A 21,031-nucleotide genomic window follows, 5' to 3' on the forward strand; every position below is an offset into this window, starting at 1 on the left:
TCATAGATTTTCCTATATCCTTTATCTTTTAGCATTTTTAATATTAATATATTTAGTTAAATGTTACCTTTATTGTTTAACATTATTAACTAAAATGATTAACTATATCTTCTCATCAATTATCATAAATGGTGGTGATCATATGGCAATGTTTGATGGAACTTATGCAAAGTTAAAGAATCAGACGGAACTTGAGATCCTAAAGACAATTAGAACTGCGCTCTACGAAGTTGGATATCCTGGTGGCAAGTACCTTGAGAAACTGCAGATAATTGCTGCCATATACCAGCTTTACAGGGCTAAGGATTTGGTCAGAGAGCTTCAAAAGAAAGGTGATTACCAGTTTAGAGATCTTATTACTTCCATTTATGTCGATATAGATGCACTTTCAAAAGAGTTTGAATTTTTGAGGGACCATCCTTCAGTTGAAAGATGCGACCTTGCTAGAGAAAAATTATTTGGAATTCGAGATAAAATGGTTCAACTCTCAAAAAATGTCGGTGTAACGGATGGAGAGATTTCAAATATCTTAAGAGACTATACTCCAAGACCAAATGAAGATCTTTCAAGTTACCGCAAGCAAACTTATAGAAGATAAATTCTTTTTCTGTTATTTTTATAATGATTTTTTAAAATAATTATTGTCGCCCACCTAACTAACCCCGAAGTTCATCGTTCGGGTATCCTCTCTTCCTTCGGTAACTCTCGTGGTGGGCTGATCCCCATCATTGTAACCCCCGAATCATCTAAGCGATATGCCACATCACCGGGTGACCGTTGATAGGGTATTACCCTTATATTTGCTGTTTCACTCATAGAAGAAAGATTTCCTCTCATGAACCCCTCGCTATAAGGGATAAATAATAAAATTTATTTTGGTATAAATAGTTACCTATTGAATTTAAATCCACATTCTGGACAGAAGTTTGATGCTAACAAAACTTCCTTTTTGCATTTTGGGCATTTGAAATTGTAATAATCTGATGGCTTGAATGGCGATGCAGAAGACATCTCCCCAAGTCTTTTTGTCAGGAAGTATACAAGAATAATTAGTAGAGGGATAAATAAGAATGCAAGTATAGTCTGTGTGAACAAGACAAAATTGAAAAGTCCGTGCGAGAATGCAGCTATTGCAAGACCTTTAAAGACAAGGTTATTGTTTTTAGGAACTGAGAACTTAGCTTTCCCTACGTAGTACCCTACTATCCCAGAAAATCCTGCATGACCAAGACAACCTGTTATCGCCCTCATTAGGATTAGTGAAGCACCGAACTGAGAGATGTACATAAAATTTTCAAAAGTTGCAAATCCTAGCGCTGCTACAACTGAATATATCATTGCATCTATAGGCTCATCAAATTCCTTTGACTTCAAGGCATAAATCCTCATGGCCAAATACTTGGATATCTCCTCTACAGGACCTATTACAAAAAATGCTGCAAAGAAAAGTAAAAGGACTCCGGCCTGATCAATTGAAAATGGTATCAGCAAAGTGTTTAGTATGCCTGCTGGGATAGTTGCAATTATTCCAAGAATAAATGTAATTATAATTATCTTTCTCGGTTCTGGCTCAAATTTATCCTTTTTATAGAAGAACCATACCCAGAGCAAACCTGGAGCAAATGCAATTGCAAGGAGCGTTATTGGATCCATTTAGTCACCAGTTATTGGAGGTCTTTCATCTGTTAGTATTGAAATATATGCATTGACTCTCATAAAGAAGTTAATAAATCTTACTGAAAATTCCCAAAGGCCAAAGTTTTTCTTTGCCGTAAATAAAATATAAAACCATTCAATGAATACAACTAGAGAAACTATCATCCCCCATACAGAGGCTATTAGGGATAATACAAATCCATAAAAAAATCTTATCAAAAGTTCTATTCTCTTTGAAGTAAATTCAAAAGAAAATGTAATCCTGCATGGATATTCTGTATCCTCACTAGTGATAGGGGGTCTCTCATCTGTCAAAAGGTATGAATACACATTTACATTGAAATAGAATCTATAAAATCCTGCCATAAAGTCAAATGCACCTTTGTGCTTCTTTGCATATATAAGAACATAGAAAAACTGGAATATCTGGGCAAGACCTGCAACAATTCCCCATGCTTCAATGATAATGCCTAAAACAAATAAATATAGGATCCTTATTAATAACTCTGAGCGTGAAGATATTTCACTATAAACATATGAGAATGTAACTGGGTAATCTTTAATCGAATGGCAAACGTTTCCGTTCAGTTTTTTCTTGTCTTCATCATCACCTATAAATGCGCCACATTCTTTACAGTAGAGCGTTTCTTCTGGATTTTCAATACCACATCGGGGGCAGTAGATCATGAAAAGAAAGAAAATTTCTCACTTAAATAGATTTCTTAAAATAAAAAAAGAAATAATAATTTATTCTTTTACAACAAAGGTATTGGCAATCTTATCGTGTAATCCCTGTTTTTCTGCATCGAAGAGTATCCATATGTATGCTACTATGTTTAATAATGGTATAGTTTTGATTAGCCATCTTATAAATCCAGGAACTGGGCCTATAGGCATAGCACCATTTGTGCCTATAACTTTAAGCTTCATCACTCTTTTACCTATTGTTGCACCCTGCATACCATCTAGATAAACAAAGTATGCAAGAGATATTAATAGTGTTATAAAGGTTCCAACCCCACCTAGATTGAATCCGGCATTGTAGTTCATATTATAACCATATCCGTAATTAGTACCAAATGGTATGCTCACTATCCATGCTATTACTCCAAGTATTATAGTATCCACGATCCATGCAACAAATCTTGGTAAAAATCCGGCATGCTCATGCGATAGCCAGTTTCCAGGAGCGTATGTTGTTTGTGGTTGCTGGTATGTTGGAGCTTCAAGCGTTGCTCCACAGTTTTCACAAAATTTTGCGCCCATCGGATTGTCCTTTCCACATTTTCCGCAAAAAACCATTTTATCACCATATTTATTAGTATCTCGCCTTTTAAAAGATTTTCTAAGAGTTTTTAATTTTTCGCGAGAAAATTAAAATAACAATAATAATTTAAGTATTATTGTCGGTCTTTTCATTTGCAAACCAAACAACTCTTTGTGGGAAAGGAACATGAATATCTTCTTTTTCAAGGTCTGTCTTTATCTTCCAGAGAAGTTCCTTTTTAGTTCCATACCACTGCCCAACAGGTGCCCAAGCTTTGACTACAATATTAACTGAATTGTCCCCTAGCTCATCAACATAAATATCTGGGGTGGGCCTCTTTAAAACGAAAGGATGGTCTTCAATTAAATTAGATATTATTTTTATTGCCTTATCGGCATCATCACTATATCTTATGCCAATTGTGTATTCAATCCTTCTTGCTATATTTGCACTAATATTTGTGATATTATTAGTGAATACTTTCTCATTTGGAATTCTTATGTAAAGACCATCATAGTTTCTTAGTATTGTTGACATAATTCCTATATCTTCAACGAATCCCTTCACTTGATCTATTTCCACCTGGCTTCCTATTTTGATGGGCCTCTCAGCCATTATGAATAATCCTGAAATAAGATTTCCGACTATACTCTGACTTGCAAATCCTATAACAATACCTGTTACTCCCCCTGCTACTAGAAGTCCTGATGTGTTGATCCCTAATATGGGGAGTGCTAAAATTACGGCTAAAATTATTATGCCATAGTAACTACCTTTTAGGAGGATTCCCAATCTATCTTTGTCAAACTTATCTCTAAGGTACCTCCTTAGAACCATTGAAAAGCCCTTTGCCAAGACTATTGAAAAAATAATCATCCCAATGGCAAAGATAAATGGGAAGATCCTATCTGTTTCTATAATTCCAATAGTCTTTGACAGTGTATCTAAGATTTCATCTAGATTCAAAGGCCTTCCTCCATAGTAAACTTCTTTTGTGAAACCGTAATCTTTGAAGGTTCAAATACCTCGAGTGCCTTCTTCATACCTCTTTTAACACCTGAATTAATAAATTCTGTTTCTGCAATCTTCTCACTTAGTATTTTCATATGGGCTCTCATTGAAACAAGGGCCACGTTAAAATAAACTTTCATTTCATGTGAATCAAAAACACTTTTTGTTATCTCAATCCAGTCATCGGTAGTATTTATCAGCTTAAGTTTCATCACACCATTAATCAATGGATTTAGATTATTAGGTAAGGATGTAAAAACAGGGCTTTTATGGTATTTACATATCACTCCGTTTCTTGGATCTCCATAGAGGGTATACTTTTGTTTTGCAAGGGTAAAAGTATCAAGGAGATCATAATTTTTTCTTCCAGATATGAAAACCCCAATATCTATAGGAAATGTTAGATAAATATTATTAGTATCTTTTGGCTCAACAAAAACCGATTTCTCAAATTCTATTAAAAGATATTGAGAAACCTGTTTATGGATTTTTTGAGCCTCTATTGGATTTATAATAATGCCGCAGTCTTTTGTTAGTAGAATTTTCTCTATCGATTCATTAGGGCTAGTTCTCTCATAACGAAGGGTATTACCATCTTTTTCAATCTGGAGATGGATACCTTCTTTTGAAATTCTAAGGGGATTTAGAGGTGATTTATAATATCCATACATGGCTATCGGTTATTCTATCTTTTCCTTTATGAGTTTTACCCTATAATTAATCTTCTGGCTCCATTAAATTCCCCAACGTTGAGGGGATTAGCTCAGGCAAAGCTGGATGGATATGGATTCCTTTGAAGATTGCCCTCATATCCATATTGTTTGCCATGACATTAATTACCTCTTGGATTAATATTGAAGCGTATGGACCAATTATATGGAATCCTAAAATCTTGTTATTCTCCTTATCAACTATAGCTTTAGCAAAAGTTTCTTCTTCTAGCATAGCAATTCCTTTTGCAACACTATTATACTTTGCATAACCTATCAATATTTTGTGACTCTTTTTTGCCTCACTTTCTCCAATTCCAACAGATGCAATTTCAGGGTATGAAAAGATAGCATGAGGTATGGCACTGTAATCCATTGGCACCTTCTTTTCATGAATGCTGTTATGCCATGCGTATACAGCTTCCTTGTTTGCAGAATGCCTGAACATGTATTTGCCTATAACATCACCAAAAGCCCAAATGTTTTCCTTTGAAGTTTTTAAATACTCATCTACTTTGATGTACCCCCTTGAATCTGTTTCAACTCCAGTATTTTGCACTTTTAATAGATCGGAATTTGGAACCCTTCCCCCCGCGACTAAGATCCTCTCTGCATTAACTTCAATAGTCTTTTCTGAATCTTTTACTTTTCCTATTACATTCACTAAGCCATCTTTTTGCAAAACCTCAATGACCTCAGTATTTGTGTGTATTTTCATTCTTTTTGACATTTCGTTTAATAGCAAATCTGAAATTTCAGGCTCTTCATTTGCCACAAGCCTTGAATTCCTTTGTATTATTGTTACTTCACTCCCCATTCCTGCTAGAAAATGACCAAACTCACAGGCAATATATCCGCCTCCTAAGACAACTACGCTTTTAGGAAGCTCGTTTAAATCAAGAATACTCTCATTTGTCAAATATTCTATTTTATCAAGCCCTTTAACATCGGGTATATGGGGTCTAGCACCAGCAGCAATGAATATCTTTTCACCTATTATCCTCTTTCCATCTACTTCAACTGTATAATCATCTACAAAGTAACCAGTTGACTCATAGAAGTCAAGATTCTTAGCTTGTTTTATACCCTCTCTCATACCATTTCTGTCTTCTGCAATTGAAGATCTCATTCTCTCCATTATTTCTCTAAAACGGATTTTAGTTATACTTGCCTCAACACCAAGTTTTTTTGAATTTTCTATTTCTGCCACCCTATCTGCAGGGAAAATAAGTAATTTTGAAGGTATACATCCTAAATTCAAGCATGTACCTCCAAGGGGCCCCTTATCTACTACAGCTACTTTATATCCACTTGAAAGAGCATCACTTGCCACACCCATTCCAGCTCCAGACCCAATAACTATTACATCGTATTTTTTCATATACTCTCCTCAATTGATTTTACAATATGTCAAAAATTAGTCTATAATTTATTATTAGTTTTTTCAATATAATAAAGTTTTGTTATTTCAATCCCTAAAATATTTAAGTTTAAACAAATAGAAGCTTATTGTATTGAGAAGGCGTTATAATGATTAAAATATTGGATACTTATTTTCCAGGAGTAATTGGTAGAATAACTAAGTTACATGCAGAATACTACTCTATGAATTGGGATTTTGATCTTTACTTTGAATCAAAAGTTGCAACTGAACTTTCGGAATTTTTAAATCGATTTGATAAAAATAGAGACGGGATCTGGACGGCACATGTGAACGATGAATTTGTCGGATCTATTATACTAGACGGAATAAACTCAGATGAAGAAGGGGCAAGGCTGAGATGGTTTATATTGGACCCAAATTATCAAGGTAGGGGTTTAGGAAATCTACTAATGGAGAAATCAGTTCTTTTCTGTAGAGAAAAAAACTATAGAAGAGTTTTCCTTTGGACTTTTGCAGGATTAGATGCTGCAAGACATCTATATGAAAAATTTGGATTCACAATATGCAAAGAGCATGAAGACGATCAATGGGGAAAAACAGTGACTGAGCAGATGTTTGAGCTATTTTTGTAAGAGGGAATATATTCTTTCTAGGCATTTAAGTAAAACATATAAGGTAGCCATTTCTATAGTAATTGTGGTGTCAATGAAAAATAAATTATTTCTGTCAGGGATATTGATATTAGGGCTGATCATTGCAGCTGCCGGCTGCATAGGCCAGGGAACAGAAAAAACAATTGTTATCGGTACAATGCCATATAATGAAGAATATATTCTTGGGCACATGATATCTTTGTTACTAGAAGATGCTGGGTATAAGACCGAAGTAAAAGAAGGGCTTGGAGGTACACTAATTAACTATGAAGCCTTAAAGAGGGGGCAAATTAATGTTTTTGTTGGCTATACTGGTGCCTTCTATAATACTGTTTTGAAACTACCCGCATTGGACAATTGGGATCCAAATGTAGTTTATAGTGAAGTTGAAAAAGGATTAAGAGATCAAGAAGGCATAACTGTCGTTACAAAACTTGGATTTAAGAATAACTATGCAATCTCTGTTCCAAGAACTTGGGCTGAGGAAAGGAATCTCACAAAGGTCAGTGAGCTTGAACCTTATGCACCATCTATGGTTCTTGGAACTGACATTGAGTACCCGACAGCTCCAGATGGGCTCCCAACATTTGAAAAAGCCTATGGATTTAAATTTAAAGATGTCAAATCAATGGAGCCAACCCTAGTATATGAAGCAATAAATAATAAACTAGTAGATGTCATCACCGGTTACACAACTGATAAGAGGGGTGAACTCTTTGACCTTGTTGTCTTAGAGGACGACAAAGGTGGGCTTTTACCATATGATGCAATAATTATAACAACTACTTCATTTGCCAAAGACGAAGCTGTGATAAGCATTCTTAAGAAACTTGAGGGAAGAATTGATGACAAAGCAATGGCGGACATGAACTATCAGTATGACATCGAAAAGAAAGAATCAAGGGATATCGCAAGGGCATTTTTAATCTCTCAAGGTCTAATTAAAAACTAATTATTTATTTTTTTAATTGGAGAGGATAAGACGAATAAATTTATTTCAAGTGAATGCTTGGACTCACTAAAGTTTGAACATGTGACAAAAATATACAAAGAATCAAAAGCCATAGATAATGTCTCATTTGAAATATGCAAGGGTGAGCTGTTTGTCATACTTGGGTCAAGTGGCTCTGGTAAGACCACAACTTTAAGATTGATCAATCGATTAATAGACCCAGATCAAGGAGCTATTTATCTAAACGGCCAAGATACTAAAGATATGGATCCGGTCAATCTTAGAAGAAGAATAGGGTATGTCATACAACAGATTGGTCTTTTCCCCCATATGACGGTCAAAGAAAATATAGGCCTAATCCCACGTTTAGAGAAATGGAAGGATCAAGATATTTCAAATAGAATCGACGAGTTACTATCTTTAGTTGCTTTGCCTCCTGACCTATTTAGGTCTCGCTATCCAAATCAACTTAGTGGAGGCCAACAACAGAGGGTTGGTCTCGCAAGAGCCCTTGTCATGGATCCTCCTCTACTACTAATGGACGAACCTTTTGGGGCACTTGACCCACTTTTGAGGATGCAACTTCAAAATGAATTTCTTACAATCAAAACAAAACTCGACAAAACAATAGTATTCGTTACTCATGATATTGAAGAAAGTTTCATTTTGGCCGATAGAATCGGGGTGATGCATGGTGGAAAGATGCTTCAGATTGGAACACCTTCAGAATTACTATTTGAACCTGAAAATGAAATTGTTTCAAAAATAATTGGAACTGAAAATAAATTCAAGGCACTTCGATTTTTAGAGGCAAAGGATGTAATGCTGCCACTTGATAAAAATTGCATGATTGAAGTGGATATTTCATGCGAAGAAGCTATCAATAAAATGATCTCTGAGAAAAATGAAGTTTGTATAATAAAAAAATCAAACTCAGACATTGCTCAAATAGCATTAATTGAACTATTAAATAGAAAAAATAAGGATGAATCTATATTTGAAGTTGGCAAAAAATTAATTACTGTTTCTCCTCATGATAGTCTTTCATCAATAATATCAATTTTAAAATCCTCAAAAGAGCCCTCTGCAGTTGTCATGGAAAGAGAAAAAGTGTTAGGAATTGTAATGATTAATTCAGTTTTAATGGAATTAGTGTAGATGGTCTTATGGTAAGTATCCTGGACACAATAGTATCGGTCTGGATTACACAGCAAATTACCTTGAGGACCATTCAGCATCTTTATATGTTTTCCATAGCATTGATCATTTCAATTTTTATAGGTGTGGCTTTAGCAATTTTAGTGTATAATAACCCCAAGATTGCAAATGCATGGTTTAATTTTTTAAATGTGATTGAGACTATACCTGAATTGGCATTGTTCATTTTTCTTTTACCGATTCTTGGACTGGGGGAGAAACCAACTATTGCTGCATGTGTCTTGTACTCAATACTTCCCATAATGAGAAACACTTACACAGGATTGGCATATGTAAGCAAGGAATATGTTGAAATTGCAACTGCGATAGGTCTTACGAAGAATGAAATACTATTGAGAATAAGGTTGCCAATGGCATTGCCCTTGATAAGCGGCGGCATTAGGATTGCAGTTGTATATATAATGGGCATTGCCACTTTAGGTGGTCTAATCGCAGCAGGGGGTCTTGGAGTTCCTTTACAAGCAGGAATATATAGGTATGATATTCCGGCCATAATAATTGCCGCTATTTGGGTCGGCTCTTTGGGGGTCCTATTCGATTTTATAGCATGGATTGTTGAAAATAGATTGGCCAGGAGGTATAATCCTTGGTAGCAATATTCCCTCTTTTAGAAGCCATATTGCAACAGCTTACCCTCGTCTTTACAGCATTATCAATAGGGATATGCATAGCAACACCCCTTGCCATTCTCTCAGTTTTTTACAGGAGAGTTTCTTACTTTGTTCTAACAACAATAAATATGGCTCAAAGTATCCCAAGCTTTGCTCTTGTAGCACTAATAGTTCCTTTAGTTGGAATAGGAGTTTTACCTGCTATAGTCGCTATAGTTGTAGGATCAATTGTTCCAATTGTTAAAAATATGTATGTGGGATTATCAAAGACCGATGCTGCACTTATTGACACAGGTAAAGGCATTGGATTGACAGACCTCCAAATAATGAGGCATATAAGACTCCCCTTAGCATACCCTGCCATATTTGCAGGATTAAAATTTTCTGCTATAATTGCAAATGGCATAGCAGTTTTAACGGCTATTATTGGTAGTGGAGGTCTTGGAAGGATAATATTTGAAGGACTAGCAAGTTTTAATATCAATAAAACTTTAAGTGGAGCCATACCTGCAATTTTAATAGCCCTAACGTTAGATATGATATTCTCAATAACTGAAAAAAAATTAAAAGCAAAATCAGGTTACTAGCTACTTATAAGACCCTAAAATCTTCATATAGTTTGCTCTTTCGTAAGCAGATGGTTCCAATACATTTTCTTGCGACAATAATCCTTGTATCGATTTCATTGATTCATATTCATGTTTAGAAAGCCAATCTGTAACTTCAGACAAGGTCTTTTCAATATGTTCGATACCATTTTTAATTAAAGCGGAGGTCATCATTGAAACTTTAGCCCCAGCCATAATTGATTTAATCACATCAGGGCTGGTGTGTATTCCGCCTGTAATTGCGATATCGGGCTTTATCTTTCCATACATAATCGCTGCCCATCTCAGTCTTAATCTTAATTCATCGCTACTACTCAAAACAAGATTCTTTGTTATCTCAAGGTTCTCTATATCAATATCGGGCTGATAGAATCTATTGAATATGACAAAAGCATCTGCACCCGCTTCTTCAATCTTTTTTAATAAATTTGGCGTTGAAGTGAAATACGGACTAAGTTTAACTGCTAATGGAATTCTAATTTTTTGTTTTACACTTTTCACAAGATTAATATAGTTTTCTTCAATCTTTTCAGAGTTTATTGAAGGGTCAGTTGGGATGTAGTAGATATTCAATTCAAGTGCATCTGCACCCGATTCTTCAATCTTTTCTGCGTATTTTATCCAACCCCCATCTGAAACACCATTTAAGCTTCCAATAATTGGGATTTCAGAATCCGACTTGATTTGTTTTAAAAGATCTATATATTCATCAGGCGCAAACTTGAACTCCTTTATCTCCGGAAAATATGTCAGAGCTTCTGCATAACTTTCTGTTCCTTGCAGTAAAAATTTATTTAATTCATCTTGTTGAATATCAAGTTGTTCTTCAAATAATGAGTGCAAAACAACCGCAGCAGCTCCAGATTTTTCAGCTTTTTTAATATTTCTTGGATCTTCCCATAGATAGGAAGATGAAGCTACTATGGGATTCTTTAGTTTTAATCCCATATAGTTCGTTGAAAGATCTATCATTTTTCCTCCTCTTTTGATATTGGCATTTCTGACCAATATTTATAGAAGTTCCATTTCTTAAAGATTTCTTTCTGAGACTCTTCAAGAAGTTTTTTTGCCACTTCAGGCTTACTTCTAAGTAGTATCTTAAACCTAGTTTCGTTGTAGATGTATTTGTCAAGAGTTATCATTGGTTTGCCAGAGTCTAACTGAAGTGGATTTTTACCTTCATTCTCAAGATTTGGATTGTACCTTAAAAGAGGCCAGTATCCGGATTGAACGGCAAGTTTCTGTTGCTCAGGACCATTGATAAGGTCATAACCTTGATTTATACAGTGAGCATATGCTATAATTATTGATGTTCCTTCGTAGGCTTCTGCTTCAAGGAATGCTTTGACTGTTTGAGCATTGTTTGCGCCAAAGGCAACATTTGCAACATATACGTTACCATAGCTCATCGCCATCATGGCAAGATCTTTCTTTGGAGTTCGTTTTCCGCCCATTGCAAACTTTGCAACTGCACCAAGAGGTGTTGCTTTTGACTTCTGCCCTCCTGTGTTAGAATAGACTTCAGTATCAAGAACAAGGATGTTGACATTTTTTCCTAGCGCAAGGACATGGTCAAGACCGCCGTATCCAATATCATAGGCCCATCCGTCTCCACCTAAAATCCAAACACTCTTTTTAACTAGTGAATCAGCTAAACTCATTAGATCTTTTGCTTCAGGTTTTTCTATAGATTTTAGTTTGGCCTTTAGTAATTTGACCATTTCTCTCTGCTTGTTTATGCCTGCTTCGGTATCTTGTTTTGTGTTTTTGAGTTCAAATACTAGATCCTTTCCTAAATCATCCTTAAGTTTTTCAACTAGCTCCATTGCGTATTCTTTCTGCTTATCAAGGGCTAATCTCATACCAAGTCCAAACTCTGCAGTATCTTCAAAAAGAGAGTTTGACCAAGTTGGGCCCCGGCCGTCCTTATTCTTTGTGTAAGGTGTTGTGGGTAGATTTCCTCCATAAATTGAGGAACATCCTGTAGCATTGGCTATTACGGCCCTATCTCCAAACAGTTGGGTCATAAGCTTGACATAAGGGGTTTGGCCACAGCCTGAGCAAGCACCAGAGAACTCAAACAAGGGCTCTAGAAGCTGGATATCCTTTACAGTTGAGACATTTAACTTCCCTCGTTCAACATAAGGCAAAGAGTCAAAGAAATTCCAGTTTTCTTTTTCTCTATCGAGTATGGGGTCTTTAAATTCCATGTTTATAGCTTTTAGTTTTGGATCTTTTTTATTCTTTGAAGGGCATGTTTCATAACAGAGTTTGCACCCTGTGCAGTCTTCTGGAGAAGCTTGGACAGTGTATAAATAATCTTTGAATTGTGAGAACTTTGCTTCAATATGTTTGAATGAAGCAGGGGCCTTCTTTAATGCATCTTTTGGGTAGACTTTGGCTCTAATAACTGCATGTGGGCAGACAAATGCACATTTTCCACACTGAATACAGATTTCAGGATCCCAGACAGGAACATCAAGTGAAATGTTTCTCTTCTCCCACTTAGTTGTACCAGTTGGGTATGTACCATCTTCAGGGAATGCACTTACAGGGAGTTCATCGCCTTTGAAAACTATCATTTTTGATATTACATTTTTTACGTAGTCAGGCGCTTCTTCCGGCATCGATGATTTCAAATCAAAACTGCTTGTGGCCTTTTCAGGTACCTTTACTTCATATAGATTGTCAATTGCTTTATCAATGGCCTCGTAGTTCATCTTTAGTATTTTTTCTCCCTTTCTGCCGTATGTTTTCTCTGTGAACTTTTTAATTGATTTAATCGCATCTTCTTTTGGGATTACATTACTCAACGCAAAAAAGCATGTCTGCATAATTGTATTTATTCTAACCCCAAGACCAATATCCTTTGCAATATCATAGGCATCAATTGTATAAAATTTAATATTCTTATCTATAATTTGCTGTTGTACGTTTTTAGGTAATTGGTTCCATACTTCCTCTTTTGGATATGGGCTATTCAAAAGAAAGATTGAGTTCTTCTGAGCAACACTTAACATGTCATATTTGTCTAAAAATGAGCATTGATGGCAAGCTACAAAGTTCGCCCTGTCAATTAGGTAAGGTGACCTTATTGGATCTGGCCCAAATCTTAAGTGAGAAATTGTAAGTGATCCAGCCTTCTTTGAATCATAAAAAAAGAATCCTTGTGCGTAATTGTCAGTTTCTTCACCAATGATTTTTATTGAGCTCTTATTTGCACTGACTGTACCATCCGCACCTAATCCAAAGAATACGGCCCTCGTTCTATTCTCAGGTTCAACAAAAAAGTCTGGATCATATTCTAAACTCTTATGAGTTACATCATCATTAATTCCAACAGTGAATCTATTTTTCGGTTCACTCTTTTTTAATTCATCGAAAACAGCTTTTGCCATAGAAGGCTTAAACTCTTTTGAAGATAATCCGTATATTCCCCCAATTATTTTTGGCATCTTGTCCATTTTTAACATGCCATTTGAAAATGCAGAGGATATAGCAGTTGTGACATCTAAGTACAGTGGCTCACCTAAGGAGCCTGGTTCTTTAGTTCTGTCTAAGACAGCAATGCTTTTTACAGTTAGAGGGATCTCTGAAATAAAATGTTTTAAAGAAAATGGTCTAAATAGCCTTACTTTTAAAACTCCTACCTTTTCACCTTTTTCAATGAGATACTTAACAGTTTCTTCTACAGTTTCAGCACCGCTTCCCATAATTATAATGATTCTTTCTGCATCAGGCGCCCCTTCATATTGGAATAGTTTATACTGTCTACCTACAATCTTTGCAAATTTGTCCATAGCTTCTTGGACCAAATCAGGACAGGCATTATAATATGGATTTATTTTTTCTCTAGCTTGGAAGTATGTATCGGGGTTATGCGAAGTTCCTCTTATTATTGGATTATCTGGGGATAAGGCTCTTGCACGATGAGCCCTGACTAGATCTTCGTCTATCATTTCTTTCAAATCTTCAAGTGTCAACTTTTCAACTTTTGAAGTTTCTGCAGATGTCCTAAATCCGTCAAAGAAGTGTAAAAAAGGAACTCTAGATTTTAAAGTTGCAGCTTGAGCAATAATTGAGAGATCCATTACCTCTTGAACAGAGTTTGATGCTAGAAGCGCAAATCCGGTAGAACGTACTGACATCACATCACTATGGTCACAAAAGATTGATAGGGCGTGGGTTGCAAGAGATCTAGCACTTACGTGGAAAACGGTAGAAGTCAGTTCTCCCGCTATTTTATACATATTGGGGATCATTAAAAGAAGCCCTTGGGACGCTGTGAACGTGGTAGTAAGTGCGCCTCTCTGCAATGAGCCATGAACGGCTCCTGAGGCTCCACCCTCACTTTGCATCTCAGTTACATGAGGAACAGTACCCCATATATTGGGCTCTTCTTCAGATGCCCACTGGTCAGATAACTCTCCCATTGTGGAAGAAGGAGTTATTGGGTATATTGATATAACTTCATTAACATGATAAGCTGTATATGCAGCAGCTTCATTTCCATCAATAGTAACCATTGGCCTTTTCATAAAATCTCACCATTAACGTATTTGTCTGTATAGGGTCATAAAAAAATTAAAATATAAGGTTATCCCATGACTTGTTTTCCAAGAAAAGATATGGGCATCCATAAATAAATTATTGCCATTTGTTATATTTTACCCTTTCTTCTTTGAATCTAGTTACTGGTTTTGGCATCTCTACAGGGTATCCCATTATCACTATCGAGAGTGGCACGATATTTTCTGGGATTCCAAGTAATTTTCTAAAGCCACTGGCCCTGTCTTCAAGAGGGTATATCCCAGACCAAACAGCACCCAAACCAAGGGCGTGAGCAGCAAGTAAAATGTTCTGGGTAGCAGCTGAGCAGTCCTGAACCCAAAATCCCGGATACTTTTCCAAACTGGGGTCACCACAGATTACTATTGCAGCAGTAGCTTCCTTTGCCATAGGAGCGTAAAGACTCACCTTAGGGACCTCATTTAAAATATTTTTATCGTCAATGACAACAAAATGCCAAGGCTGTTGATTTCCGGCAGACGGTGCACTCATAGCCGCTTCCAATAGTTTATCAATCATCTCTTTTGGTATCAATTTATCTGTAAATTTTCTTACACTTCTCCTTGTACGGATTGCATCTAGGGCTTCCATCTAAATTCCTCCACTAATAATTCAAACTCTAAACTTATAAATCTAATTCTGATAAATACCGAAACTATTATATAAGTCAATATAGTCAATAAACTTTGGTAGATGCATGAGTTCAATTAGGGTTATAGTTCTTGATGTTTTAAAACCCCATAAACCAATACTCCCAGATTTTGCAAATAAACTAGCAGAAATTCCTGGGATTATAGGCGTAAATATCTCAGTTGTTGAAATTGACCAAAAAACTGAAACAGTCAAACTTTCAATACAAGGGGACTCAATTGATTATGAATTATTAAAAGAAGAGATAGAAAAACTTGGCGGGACTGTACACAGCATAGACAAAGTTGCCGCAGGAAAAAGGATTATTCCTGAAGTAGAGACTTTGCAGGACAGATCTTAATTTCCACCCCTATTTTTTCTTATCTCTTTTGATATTTTTTTAAGTATTTCATTTTTGGAGAATTTTTTCTCAACTACAAATCTTCCAAGATTTCTGTCTTCTTTTCCCTGTTCCTTTGGGTATTTTGAGATCTTTTGAATCTCATGATTTATTCCAATAGTATCAAGAGCTTTTTTAATCTCGTCAAACTTTGGATGGTCCAGAGCTAAATTCTTTGGAAGCTTCCTTCCGCCTTTCTTTGAAAGATTTTTATCAATATAAGAAGGCCATATTATATATCCCTTCAAAATAATCCCCCTAAGCTTTTAAATACTCTTTTGGCAGAATATAAAAGTGTATTGGTGAATCTATGCATGAACTTTCTCTTGCAGACGGAATGCTAAAAACCGTGCTTGAAGCCGCTCAGAAAGAAAAGGCCAAGAAAATCAAATCGATTAAGTTAGAGATGGGGGAGATACTTTTAGTCAATACTGAGCAGCTTACATTCTGCTTTGACATAATCTCTAAAGGAACTATTGCAGAAGGTGCAAAGCTTGATATCAAATTTTTAAAGCCAAGAGTTCACTGCAATAAATGTGGCAAGGAATTTAATATTAGTTCTGAAAATGATTTCCCAATACTTCAGATGGTATGTGAATGTGGATCAAACGATGTCACAATTCTCTCCGGAAGAGAGTTTAACATAAAGTCTATAAAAATTGAAGAGGATTAAAATTTAGAAAGAAATCTTTCCATCCTGTCACATGCCTCATTGATCTTATCTTTTTTAAGCGGATATGCAAGCCTCACATAGTCATCCGAGTATGGGCCAAAAGCTAAACCTGGAACTGTGACGACCTTCTCTTGATTTAAAAGTTTCTCAGAGAACTCTTCTGATTTAATACCCATGCCAGATATGTTCATAAAAAGATAGAATGAACCTTCAGGTTTTATTGCACTAACCCCTTTCATTTTTTTGATTCTACTCAAAAGGAGATTTCTTCTATCTTCAAATTCTTCCCTCATCTGATCCACAAAGTCTTGAGGCCCTTTAAGAGCTTCCAGAGCACCAAATTGGGCAAAAGTATTGTTGCACACAGGACCGTACATATGGAGTTTTAACATTCTATCAAGGAGGATTTCGTCTTTTGAGCATAGGTATCCAACTCTCCAGCCCGTCATAGAATAAGTTTTTGAAAATGAGTTCACAGTTATAACATTATTTTCCATGCCATTAAGTGATGCGATGCTGACATGTTTTTTACCGTCATAGATAAGGCTCTCATAAACTTCATCAGACAATACCTTTAGATTGTATTCCATAACTATATCTGAAATCTTTTCTAAGTCACTTTTCTTCATGACTGATCCAGTAGGATTTGAAGGGGAATTCAGTATTAATAGTTCTGTATTTTCAGTTATTTTTTCTTCTAAAAGGTCGGGATTCAATATAAAATTTTCATCTTCTCGGCATTCTACTTCGATTGGATTCCCTCCAGAAAGCATAACTGTAGGAACGTAAGCAACAAAAGCGGGCGAAGGAACGATAACCCCATCCCCGCTTTTTATTGAAGACTGGATTGCAAGTGACAGAGCTTCTCCCCCGCCAACAGTTACTATGATTTCATTTTCGGATACATCGACTTTGTTCTGGCTTTTCATCTTTTCAGAGATGGCTTGTCTCAATTCTAAAATTCCAGAATTTGGAGAATAGTAAGTTTTTCCCTCTTTAAGGGCTTTAATAGAAGATTCTACTATATGTGAAGGAGTGTCAAAGTCAGGTTCCCCGATCCCAAGACTTATGATTCCTTCCATATTCTGTGCAAGATCAAATAATTTCCTTATACCAGATTTTGGGATCTTATCAAGTGATGACGATATAGAATGTTCAGGCATATTATCTTCCTCTAAAAGTCAAAAAGTGTTTTTTGTTGATTCTTTTGTTTATCCTCTTTCTCGTTTTCTTTTGGCAATTCTTTTTCTTTTTTAGTAGTTTCGTTTTTGGGCTCTATTTTTTTCTCTGCTGTTACTGGAACTGTTTCAATTTTCTCTTTTTTTTCTGGCGCCTTTAAAAGCTCTTCTCTTGCTAGCTCTATCTTTCTATAATTTTTTTCATCAATAAACTTAATTTCTTCCATATCAAATTCAAAAAAGTTAGCTATGAGCGCACCTTTCTTTGGATTTAAGAATAATGTGGATATCAAGGGTATGTAACTTCTTGCAACTTTTCTAGAGCAGTGGCACTTTTTCCCGATCTTATTGAGGATTATCTTATTTGTTTCTCTCATCTTCTTCGATGACCCAAGGACCTGAAAATATTTTGGTGGAGAAAAAGCGATATATCGTGGATCAGTTACCCCTGAAACAGATACCCCTCCAGTCATGAGATCTGATGCATACTTCCACATTGAATAGTTTCTGGTATTAAATGCACGTTTTAAGTAAATGTCAGATTTTGAAATAAGGTCCATAGATTTTAGTAGCTCCCTACCCTTGTAGGCTTTTGGGGTATTTTCATCGATCCATAGCAAGAGTTCGTCAGGCTTTTTGTCAATGTCAAAAAACTCTTTTCTTACATCAATGGAGTTTGACATGTAAAGTTTTGAAAGAGCCTCAAAAATTGAAGTTTCTGTATCTCTTGAACCTACTAATTTCTCGTCCCCTTTTACAAGCTTTTTACCTAAGGAGTCAAGATCATTAATGGCCGCCCTCATATCTCCTGTCGATTGCTCTGCAATCTTCATTAGAACATCATCATCTGCTTCAATTTTCTCTGCAACAGCTATCTCTTTCAATCTAGCAAAGATTGTCCTTGATTGAAGACGTTTAAATTGTACAAGTTTGCAGTTGTCCCTTATAGCTTGAGATACCTCCCAGTAACTGTTTGCAGTAAGTATAATTGGATTTTGTGTATTTTTTATTATTTCAAGTAGGGCTTTTGCTCCACCAAAATCTTCCTTGCCATGGATATTGTCTGCCTCATCCAGCAATATTATTTTCTTGTAGCCAAAAAGAGTCTTTGAAGAAGCAGCGTTTCCAACTATCCTGTTTAGGGCAGTCTGATCTCTTTTGTCACTGGCATTTAGCTCTATCAAATCATATCCAAGTTCTTTGGCCAAAACTTTGACCATTGTAGTCTTACCGCTGCCCGGCGGTCCATAAATTAAAAGAGCTTTTTTTTCGTTTCCCCAAGTATTTATCCAAGCAAGAATATCCTTTACAAGTGCCTGTTGACCTTTTATCTCAGAAAAATTTTTTGGGAAGTATTTCTCAACAAGCATATTATCGTTATCCTGAGGAAAGATTGGCGAGAAGATATTCAAGCTGGATAAACTCATTAGCCCCTTGAACGAGCCTGAAGTCTGCCTCACCTATCATATCAACAATTCTAACTTTCTCCTTATCGGATACTTCTAAATTGAATGTCTCCCTGTGCATCTGCATTATTATGTCTTCTCCCGACAACCCTTGCTCTAAAAGAAGTGACTGAAGTATCTTTCTAGAAGCTATAAAATCTCCAGATAGAGCAACCTTCATCATATTTTTAATCTCTTCAGGTTTCGCTCTTGAGGTCACCTGATAGACTAAACTCTCTGTTATTGAATCTCCGATGCCCGATGAAGCCTGGAGCGCATTTATGGCCTTTCTCATATCTCCTTCAGAAACATAGGCAATTGCATTAAGGCCGTCTTCTTTAAGATCAATTTTTTCTTCCTCGGCAATCTTCTTAATCATAGTTTTTATTGCATCAGTTGACAACGGTCCAAATCTGAATATTGCACACCTGGATTGTATTGGGTCAATAATCCTAGAAGAGTAATTACATGAAAGAATGAATCTGCAGGTCGATGTATAAACCTCCATAGTTCTCCTCAATGCATTCTGGGCATCAGAAGTAAGAGCATCAGATTCATCTAAAAATATTATCTTGAAATCTCCACCTATGGGTTTAGTTCTTGCAAAGTCCTTTATTTTCTCCCTAACTACATTAATACCTCTCTCATCTGAAGCATTTGTTTCTTGAAAATTCTGCTTCCAGTATTCCCCAAATATTTCCTTTGCAAGGGCTATAGCCGCTGTGGTCTTTCCAACACCTGGAGGTCCAGCAAATAACAAGTGCGGCATAGACTTTTTATCAACATAGGATTTAAGTCTTCTAATTATGGGATCTCTTCCAACTATATCGTCAAGCTTTTGAGGCCTGTACTTTTCCGTCCAGGGTTTTTCAAACTCCATCAAATCACAACCAATTACTCTAATTATCTAAATTATTTAAACCTTATTGGATATTATTAATAAGCTCTTCTATATTGCAATTGTATTTATAATCTTTTAAAAGTGTCTTAATGAATTCTTCTTCAAAATCAAATATCGCCTTTATTCTCTCTCTAACAAGGCAATCTGATAAGAAACACATGGATAAAAAAGACGTGACATTTTTTGGAGTATTTGATAAGTGTGCTTTTTCAAAATCTATTATAACATTTTTTTTACCGCAAATAATGTGCTTTCCTCCTTGGATCTGCCTGTGATTAATTTTTGCCCCATCAAGAGCGTTGCACTGCCTTGTGATATCAAATATATCCTCTTTGTCAAACACACCTTCTATTAATTGATTGCCTTCAACATACTCCATTATTATGTAATTATCTTCATACCCGTATATCTTTGGACCAACACCATGCTGGTTTGCCTTAATTAGATATCTAGCTTCTTTTTTTAGTGAGCCTTTTCTTTCTGAGTCAGATCTTTCAATTTTGATTGTTACTTTCTTGTTTTTCAATTTACCCAAAAAGATAATCGATGTGTTGCCTTTACCGATTGCCCTATCAGTTCCAATTTCAACTTTACCAAATGAGTAGATTTCTTCAACCCCTTTTTCAAGAAGAGAATTTTTCAATAAGGAAGCTCTCTCATTTGAGAAAGAAGGGTAATCAATATATCTTATATCGCTTATGATATTTTCCATTTAATCAGACAAGAGCAATTTTTTTACTCTGATGCCTGCATCCCTTATCATGTTCATTTTTATTTCATTGTCAAGGTCATAGTCTCTTCCATATACTATTTCCTTAACTCCCGCATTTATTAGAATCTTTGTACAGGACATACAGGGAAAGTGCGTAGAGTATACGGTTGAATTCTCTGTTGAAACACCATGTATTGCAGCTTGAATTATAGTATTCTGTTCTGCATGAACACCTCTACACAAATGTGATTTTTCAAGAGAACCAAGTGTCTGCCTAAGGCATGTTTCTTCTGAGCAGTGAGGAAGGCCCCTCGGGGCACCATTGTAACCTGTAGAAATTATGTAGCCCTCCTTGACTAATACCGCACCCACATGCTGTTTGATACATGTAGACCTTTTCTTAACTAACTCTGCAATACTCATAAAATATGTGTCAATATCCATCCTTGCCAT

Annotated in this window: 23 protein-coding genes; 8 read left to right on the forward strand and 15 right to left on the reverse strand. The window is 36.0% G+C overall.

Annotation, left to right across the window (positions count from 1 at the left end):
• Positions 1-142: 142 nt before the first annotated feature.
• Positions 143-598: a hypothetical protein gene (locus HPY60_02490; protein NPV50051.1), complete on the forward strand. Its 456-nt coding sequence runs from the start codon at positions 143-145 to the stop codon at positions 596-598.
• Between the two features lie 290 nt (positions 599-888).
• Here HPY60_02490 and HPY60_02495 read toward each other — a convergent pair whose 3' ends face one another.
• From HPY60_02495 to HPY60_02520, 6 genes are all read right to left on the reverse strand, one after another.
• Positions 889-1,653 carry a PrsW family intramembrane metalloprotease gene (locus HPY60_02495; GenBank protein ID NPV50052.1) on the reverse strand — a complete coding sequence of 255 codons (765 nt, stop codon included), beginning with the start codon at positions 1,651-1,653 and terminating at the stop codon, positions 889-891.
• Positions 1,654-2,343 carry a DUF4389 domain-containing protein gene (locus HPY60_02500; protein NPV50053.1) on the reverse strand — a complete coding sequence of 230 codons (690 nt, stop codon included), beginning with the start codon at positions 2,341-2,343 and terminating at the stop codon, positions 1,654-1,656.
• 60 nt (positions 2,344-2,403) lie between these two features.
• A complete protein-coding gene (locus HPY60_02505; protein ID NPV50054.1) occupies positions 2,404-2,958 on the reverse strand; it encodes a zinc-ribbon domain-containing protein in 555 nt (184 codons plus the stop codon).
• A 91-nt stretch (positions 2,959-3,049) separates the two neighbouring features.
• On the reverse strand, positions 3,050-3,799 hold the full coding sequence (locus HPY60_02510) for a mechanosensitive ion channel (protein ID NPV50055.1): 750 nt from the start codon (positions 3,797-3,799) through the stop codon (positions 3,050-3,052).
• An 86-nt stretch (positions 3,800-3,885) separates the two neighbouring features.
• Positions 3,886-4,605, reverse strand: coding sequence for a DUF432 domain-containing protein (locus HPY60_02515; GenBank protein NPV50056.1), 720 nt, complete (start codon positions 4,603-4,605; stop codon positions 3,886-3,888).
• A gap of 46 nt (positions 4,606-4,651) precedes the next feature.
• Positions 4,652-6,025, reverse strand: coding sequence for a dihydrolipoyl dehydrogenase (locus HPY60_02520; GenBank protein ID NPV50057.1), 1,374 nt, complete (start codon positions 6,023-6,025; stop codon positions 4,652-4,654).
• Between the two features lie 149 nt (positions 6,026-6,174).
• On the opposite strand from HPY60_02520, the gene HPY60_02525 reads away from it, so the two are divergent.
• From HPY60_02525 to HPY60_02545, 5 genes are all read left to right on the forward strand, one after another.
• Complete coding sequence (locus tag HPY60_02525) at positions 6,175-6,660, forward strand: GNAT family N-acetyltransferase (protein ID NPV50058.1); 486 nt, start codon at positions 6,175-6,177, stop codon at positions 6,658-6,660.
• A 73-nt stretch (positions 6,661-6,733) separates the two neighbouring features.
• Positions 6,734-7,633: a glycine/betaine ABC transporter substrate-binding protein gene (locus tag HPY60_02530; protein NPV50059.1), complete on the forward strand. Its 900-nt coding sequence runs from the start codon at positions 6,734-6,736 to the stop codon at positions 7,631-7,633.
• 42 nt (positions 7,634-7,675) lie between these two features.
• Positions 7,676-8,791 (forward strand): betaine/proline/choline family ABC transporter ATP-binding protein, encoded by a 1,116-nt coding sequence (locus tag HPY60_02535; protein ID NPV50060.1) that lies wholly within the window; start codon positions 7,676-7,678, stop codon positions 8,789-8,791.
• 8 nt (positions 8,792-8,799) lie between these two features.
• Entirely contained in the window at positions 8,800-9,444 is a 645-nt protein-coding gene (locus HPY60_02540) for an ABC transporter permease (GenBank protein ID NPV50061.1), read from the forward strand.
• Positions 9,438-10,049, forward strand: coding sequence for an ABC transporter permease (locus HPY60_02545; protein ID NPV50062.1), 612 nt, complete (start codon positions 9,438-9,440; stop codon positions 10,047-10,049). Before HPY60_02540 ends, HPY60_02545 begins: the two co-directional genes overlap by 7 nt.
• Here the strand turns inward: HPY60_02545 and HPY60_02550 are convergent, their stop codons facing one another.
• From HPY60_02550 to HPY60_02560, 3 genes are all read right to left on the reverse strand, one after another.
• The gene (locus tag HPY60_02550; protein ID NPV50063.1) at positions 10,050-11,039 is read right to left on the reverse strand and encodes a dihydroorotate dehydrogenase-like protein; all 990 of its coding nucleotides are present in this window, start codon (positions 11,037-11,039) and stop codon (positions 10,050-10,052) included.
• A complete protein-coding gene (nifJ, locus tag HPY60_02555) occupies positions 11,039-14,608 on the reverse strand; it encodes a pyruvate:ferredoxin (flavodoxin) oxidoreductase (protein NPV50064.1) in 3,570 nt (1,189 codons plus the stop codon). Before nifJ ends, HPY60_02550 begins: the two co-directional genes overlap by 1 nt.
• A 109-nt stretch (positions 14,609-14,717) precedes the next feature.
• Positions 14,718-15,230 carry a nitroreductase family protein gene (locus HPY60_02560; GenBank protein ID NPV50065.1) on the reverse strand — a complete coding sequence of 171 codons (513 nt, stop codon included), beginning with the start codon at positions 15,228-15,230 and terminating at the stop codon, positions 14,718-14,720.
• A gap of 106 nt (positions 15,231-15,336) precedes the next feature.
• Between HPY60_02560 and HPY60_02565 the strand changes: the two genes are divergently transcribed.
• Positions 15,337-15,630 carry a DUF211 domain-containing protein gene (locus tag HPY60_02565; protein NPV50066.1) on the forward strand — a complete coding sequence of 98 codons (294 nt, stop codon included), beginning with the start codon at positions 15,337-15,339 and terminating at the stop codon, positions 15,628-15,630.
• Here the strand turns inward: HPY60_02565 and HPY60_02570 are convergent.
• Positions 15,627-15,917, reverse strand: a complete 291-nt coding sequence (locus tag HPY60_02570) for a signal recognition particle protein Srp19 (protein ID NPV50067.1) — start codon at positions 15,915-15,917, stop codon at positions 15,627-15,629. The two genes, HPY60_02565 and HPY60_02570, sit on opposite strands and share 4 nt — an antisense overlap.
• A 62-nt stretch (positions 15,918-15,979) precedes the next feature.
• Between HPY60_02570 and hypA the strand changes: the two genes are divergently transcribed.
• Complete coding sequence (gene hypA, locus HPY60_02575; protein NPV50068.1) at positions 15,980-16,342, forward strand: hydrogenase maturation nickel metallochaperone HypA; 363 nt, start codon at positions 15,980-15,982, stop codon at positions 16,340-16,342.
• On the opposite strand, the gene HPY60_02580 is transcribed toward hypA, so the two are convergent.
• Genes HPY60_02580 through HPY60_02600 form a run of 5 tightly spaced genes read right to left on the reverse strand, consistent with a single transcriptional unit; the run spans position 16,339 to position 21,031 of the window.
• On the reverse strand, positions 16,339-17,505 hold the full coding sequence (locus HPY60_02580) for a pyridoxal phosphate-dependent aminotransferase (protein ID NPV50069.1): 1,167 nt from the start codon (positions 17,503-17,505) through the stop codon (positions 16,339-16,341). The two genes, hypA and HPY60_02580, sit on opposite strands and share 4 nt — an antisense overlap.
• Positions 17,506-17,516: 11 nt before the next feature.
• Positions 17,517-18,890 carry a replication factor C large subunit gene (locus HPY60_02585; protein NPV50070.1) on the reverse strand — a complete coding sequence of 458 codons (1,374 nt, stop codon included), beginning with the start codon at positions 18,888-18,890 and terminating at the stop codon, positions 17,517-17,519.
• Positions 18,891-18,897: 7 nt separating this feature from the next.
• Entirely contained in the window at positions 18,898-19,845 is a 948-nt protein-coding gene (locus HPY60_02590; GenBank protein NPV50071.1) for a replication factor C small subunit, read from the reverse strand.
• Between the two features lie 43 nt (positions 19,846-19,888).
• Positions 19,889-20,578 carry a serine/threonine protein kinase gene (locus HPY60_02595; protein NPV50072.1) on the reverse strand — a complete coding sequence of 230 codons (690 nt, stop codon included), beginning with the start codon at positions 20,576-20,578 and terminating at the stop codon, positions 19,889-19,891.
• Positions 20,579-21,031 (reverse strand): dCMP deaminase family protein, encoded by a 453-nt coding sequence (locus tag HPY60_02600; GenBank protein NPV50073.1) that lies wholly within the window; start codon positions 21,029-21,031, stop codon positions 20,579-20,581. It lies immediately after the preceding gene.

This window comes from Methanofastidiosum sp. (genome assembly GCA_013178285.1).
Taxonomy (GTDB): domain Archaea; phylum Methanobacteriota_B; class Thermococci; order Methanofastidiosales; family Methanofastidiosaceae; genus Methanofastidiosum.

Coding starts and splice junctions, on each gene's coding strand:
- HPY60_02490 (NPV50051.1), top strand. CDS start 143: ATGGCAATGTTTGATGGAACTTATGCAAAGTTAAAGAATCAGACGGAA.
- HPY60_02495 (NPV50052.1), bottom strand. CDS start 1,653: ATGGATCCAATAACGCTCCTTGCAATTGCATTTGCTCCAGGTTTGCTC.
- HPY60_02500 (NPV50053.1), bottom strand. CDS start 2,343: ATGATCTACTGCCCCCGATGTGGTATTGAAAATCCAGAAGAAACGCTC.
- HPY60_02505 (NPV50054.1), bottom strand. CDS start 2,958: ATGGTTTTTTGCGGAAAATGTGGAAAGGACAATCCGATGGGCGCAAAA.
- HPY60_02510 (NPV50055.1), bottom strand. CDS start 3,799: ATGATTATTTTTTCAATAGTCTTGGCAAAGGGCTTTTCAATGGTTCTA.
- HPY60_02515 (NPV50056.1), bottom strand. CDS start 4,605: ATGTATGGATATTATAAATCACCTCTAAATCCCCTTAGAATTTCAAAA.
- HPY60_02520 (NPV50057.1), bottom strand. CDS start 6,025: ATGAAAAAATACGATGTAATAGTTATTGGGTCTGGAGCTGGAATGGGT.
- HPY60_02525 (NPV50058.1), top strand. CDS start 6,175: ATGATTAAAATATTGGATACTTATTTTCCAGGAGTAATTGGTAGAATA.
- HPY60_02530 (NPV50059.1), top strand. CDS start 6,734: ATGAAAAATAAATTATTTCTGTCAGGGATATTGATATTAGGGCTGATC.
- HPY60_02540 (NPV50061.1), top strand. CDS start 8,800: ATGGTAAGTATCCTGGACACAATAGTATCGGTCTGGATTACACAGCAA.
- nifJ (NPV50064.1), bottom strand. CDS start 14,608: ATGAAAAGGCCAATGGTTACTATTGATGGAAATGAAGCTGCTGCATAT.
- HPY60_02560 (NPV50065.1), bottom strand. CDS start 15,230: ATGGAAGCCCTAGATGCAATCCGTACAAGGAGAAGTGTAAGAAAATTT.
- HPY60_02565 (NPV50066.1), top strand. CDS start 15,337: ATGAGTTCAATTAGGGTTATAGTTCTTGATGTTTTAAAACCCCATAAA.
- hypA (NPV50068.1), top strand. CDS start 15,980: ATGCATGAACTTTCTCTTGCAGACGGAATGCTAAAAACCGTGCTTGAA.
- HPY60_02580 (NPV50069.1), bottom strand. CDS start 17,505: ATGCCTGAACATTCTATATCGTCATCACTTGATAAGATCCCAAAATCT.
- HPY60_02585 (NPV50070.1), bottom strand. CDS start 18,890: ATGCTTGTTGAGAAATACTTCCCAAAAAATTTTTCTGAGATAAAAGGT.
- HPY60_02590 (NPV50071.1), bottom strand. CDS start 19,845: ATGGAGTTTGAAAAACCCTGGACGGAAAAGTACAGGCCTCAAAAGCTT.
- HPY60_02595 (NPV50072.1), bottom strand. CDS start 20,578: ATGGAAAATATCATAAGCGATATAAGATATATTGATTACCCTTCTTTC.
- HPY60_02600 (NPV50073.1), bottom strand. CDS start 21,031: ATGGCAAGGATGGATATTGACACATATTTTATGAGTATTGCAGAGTTA.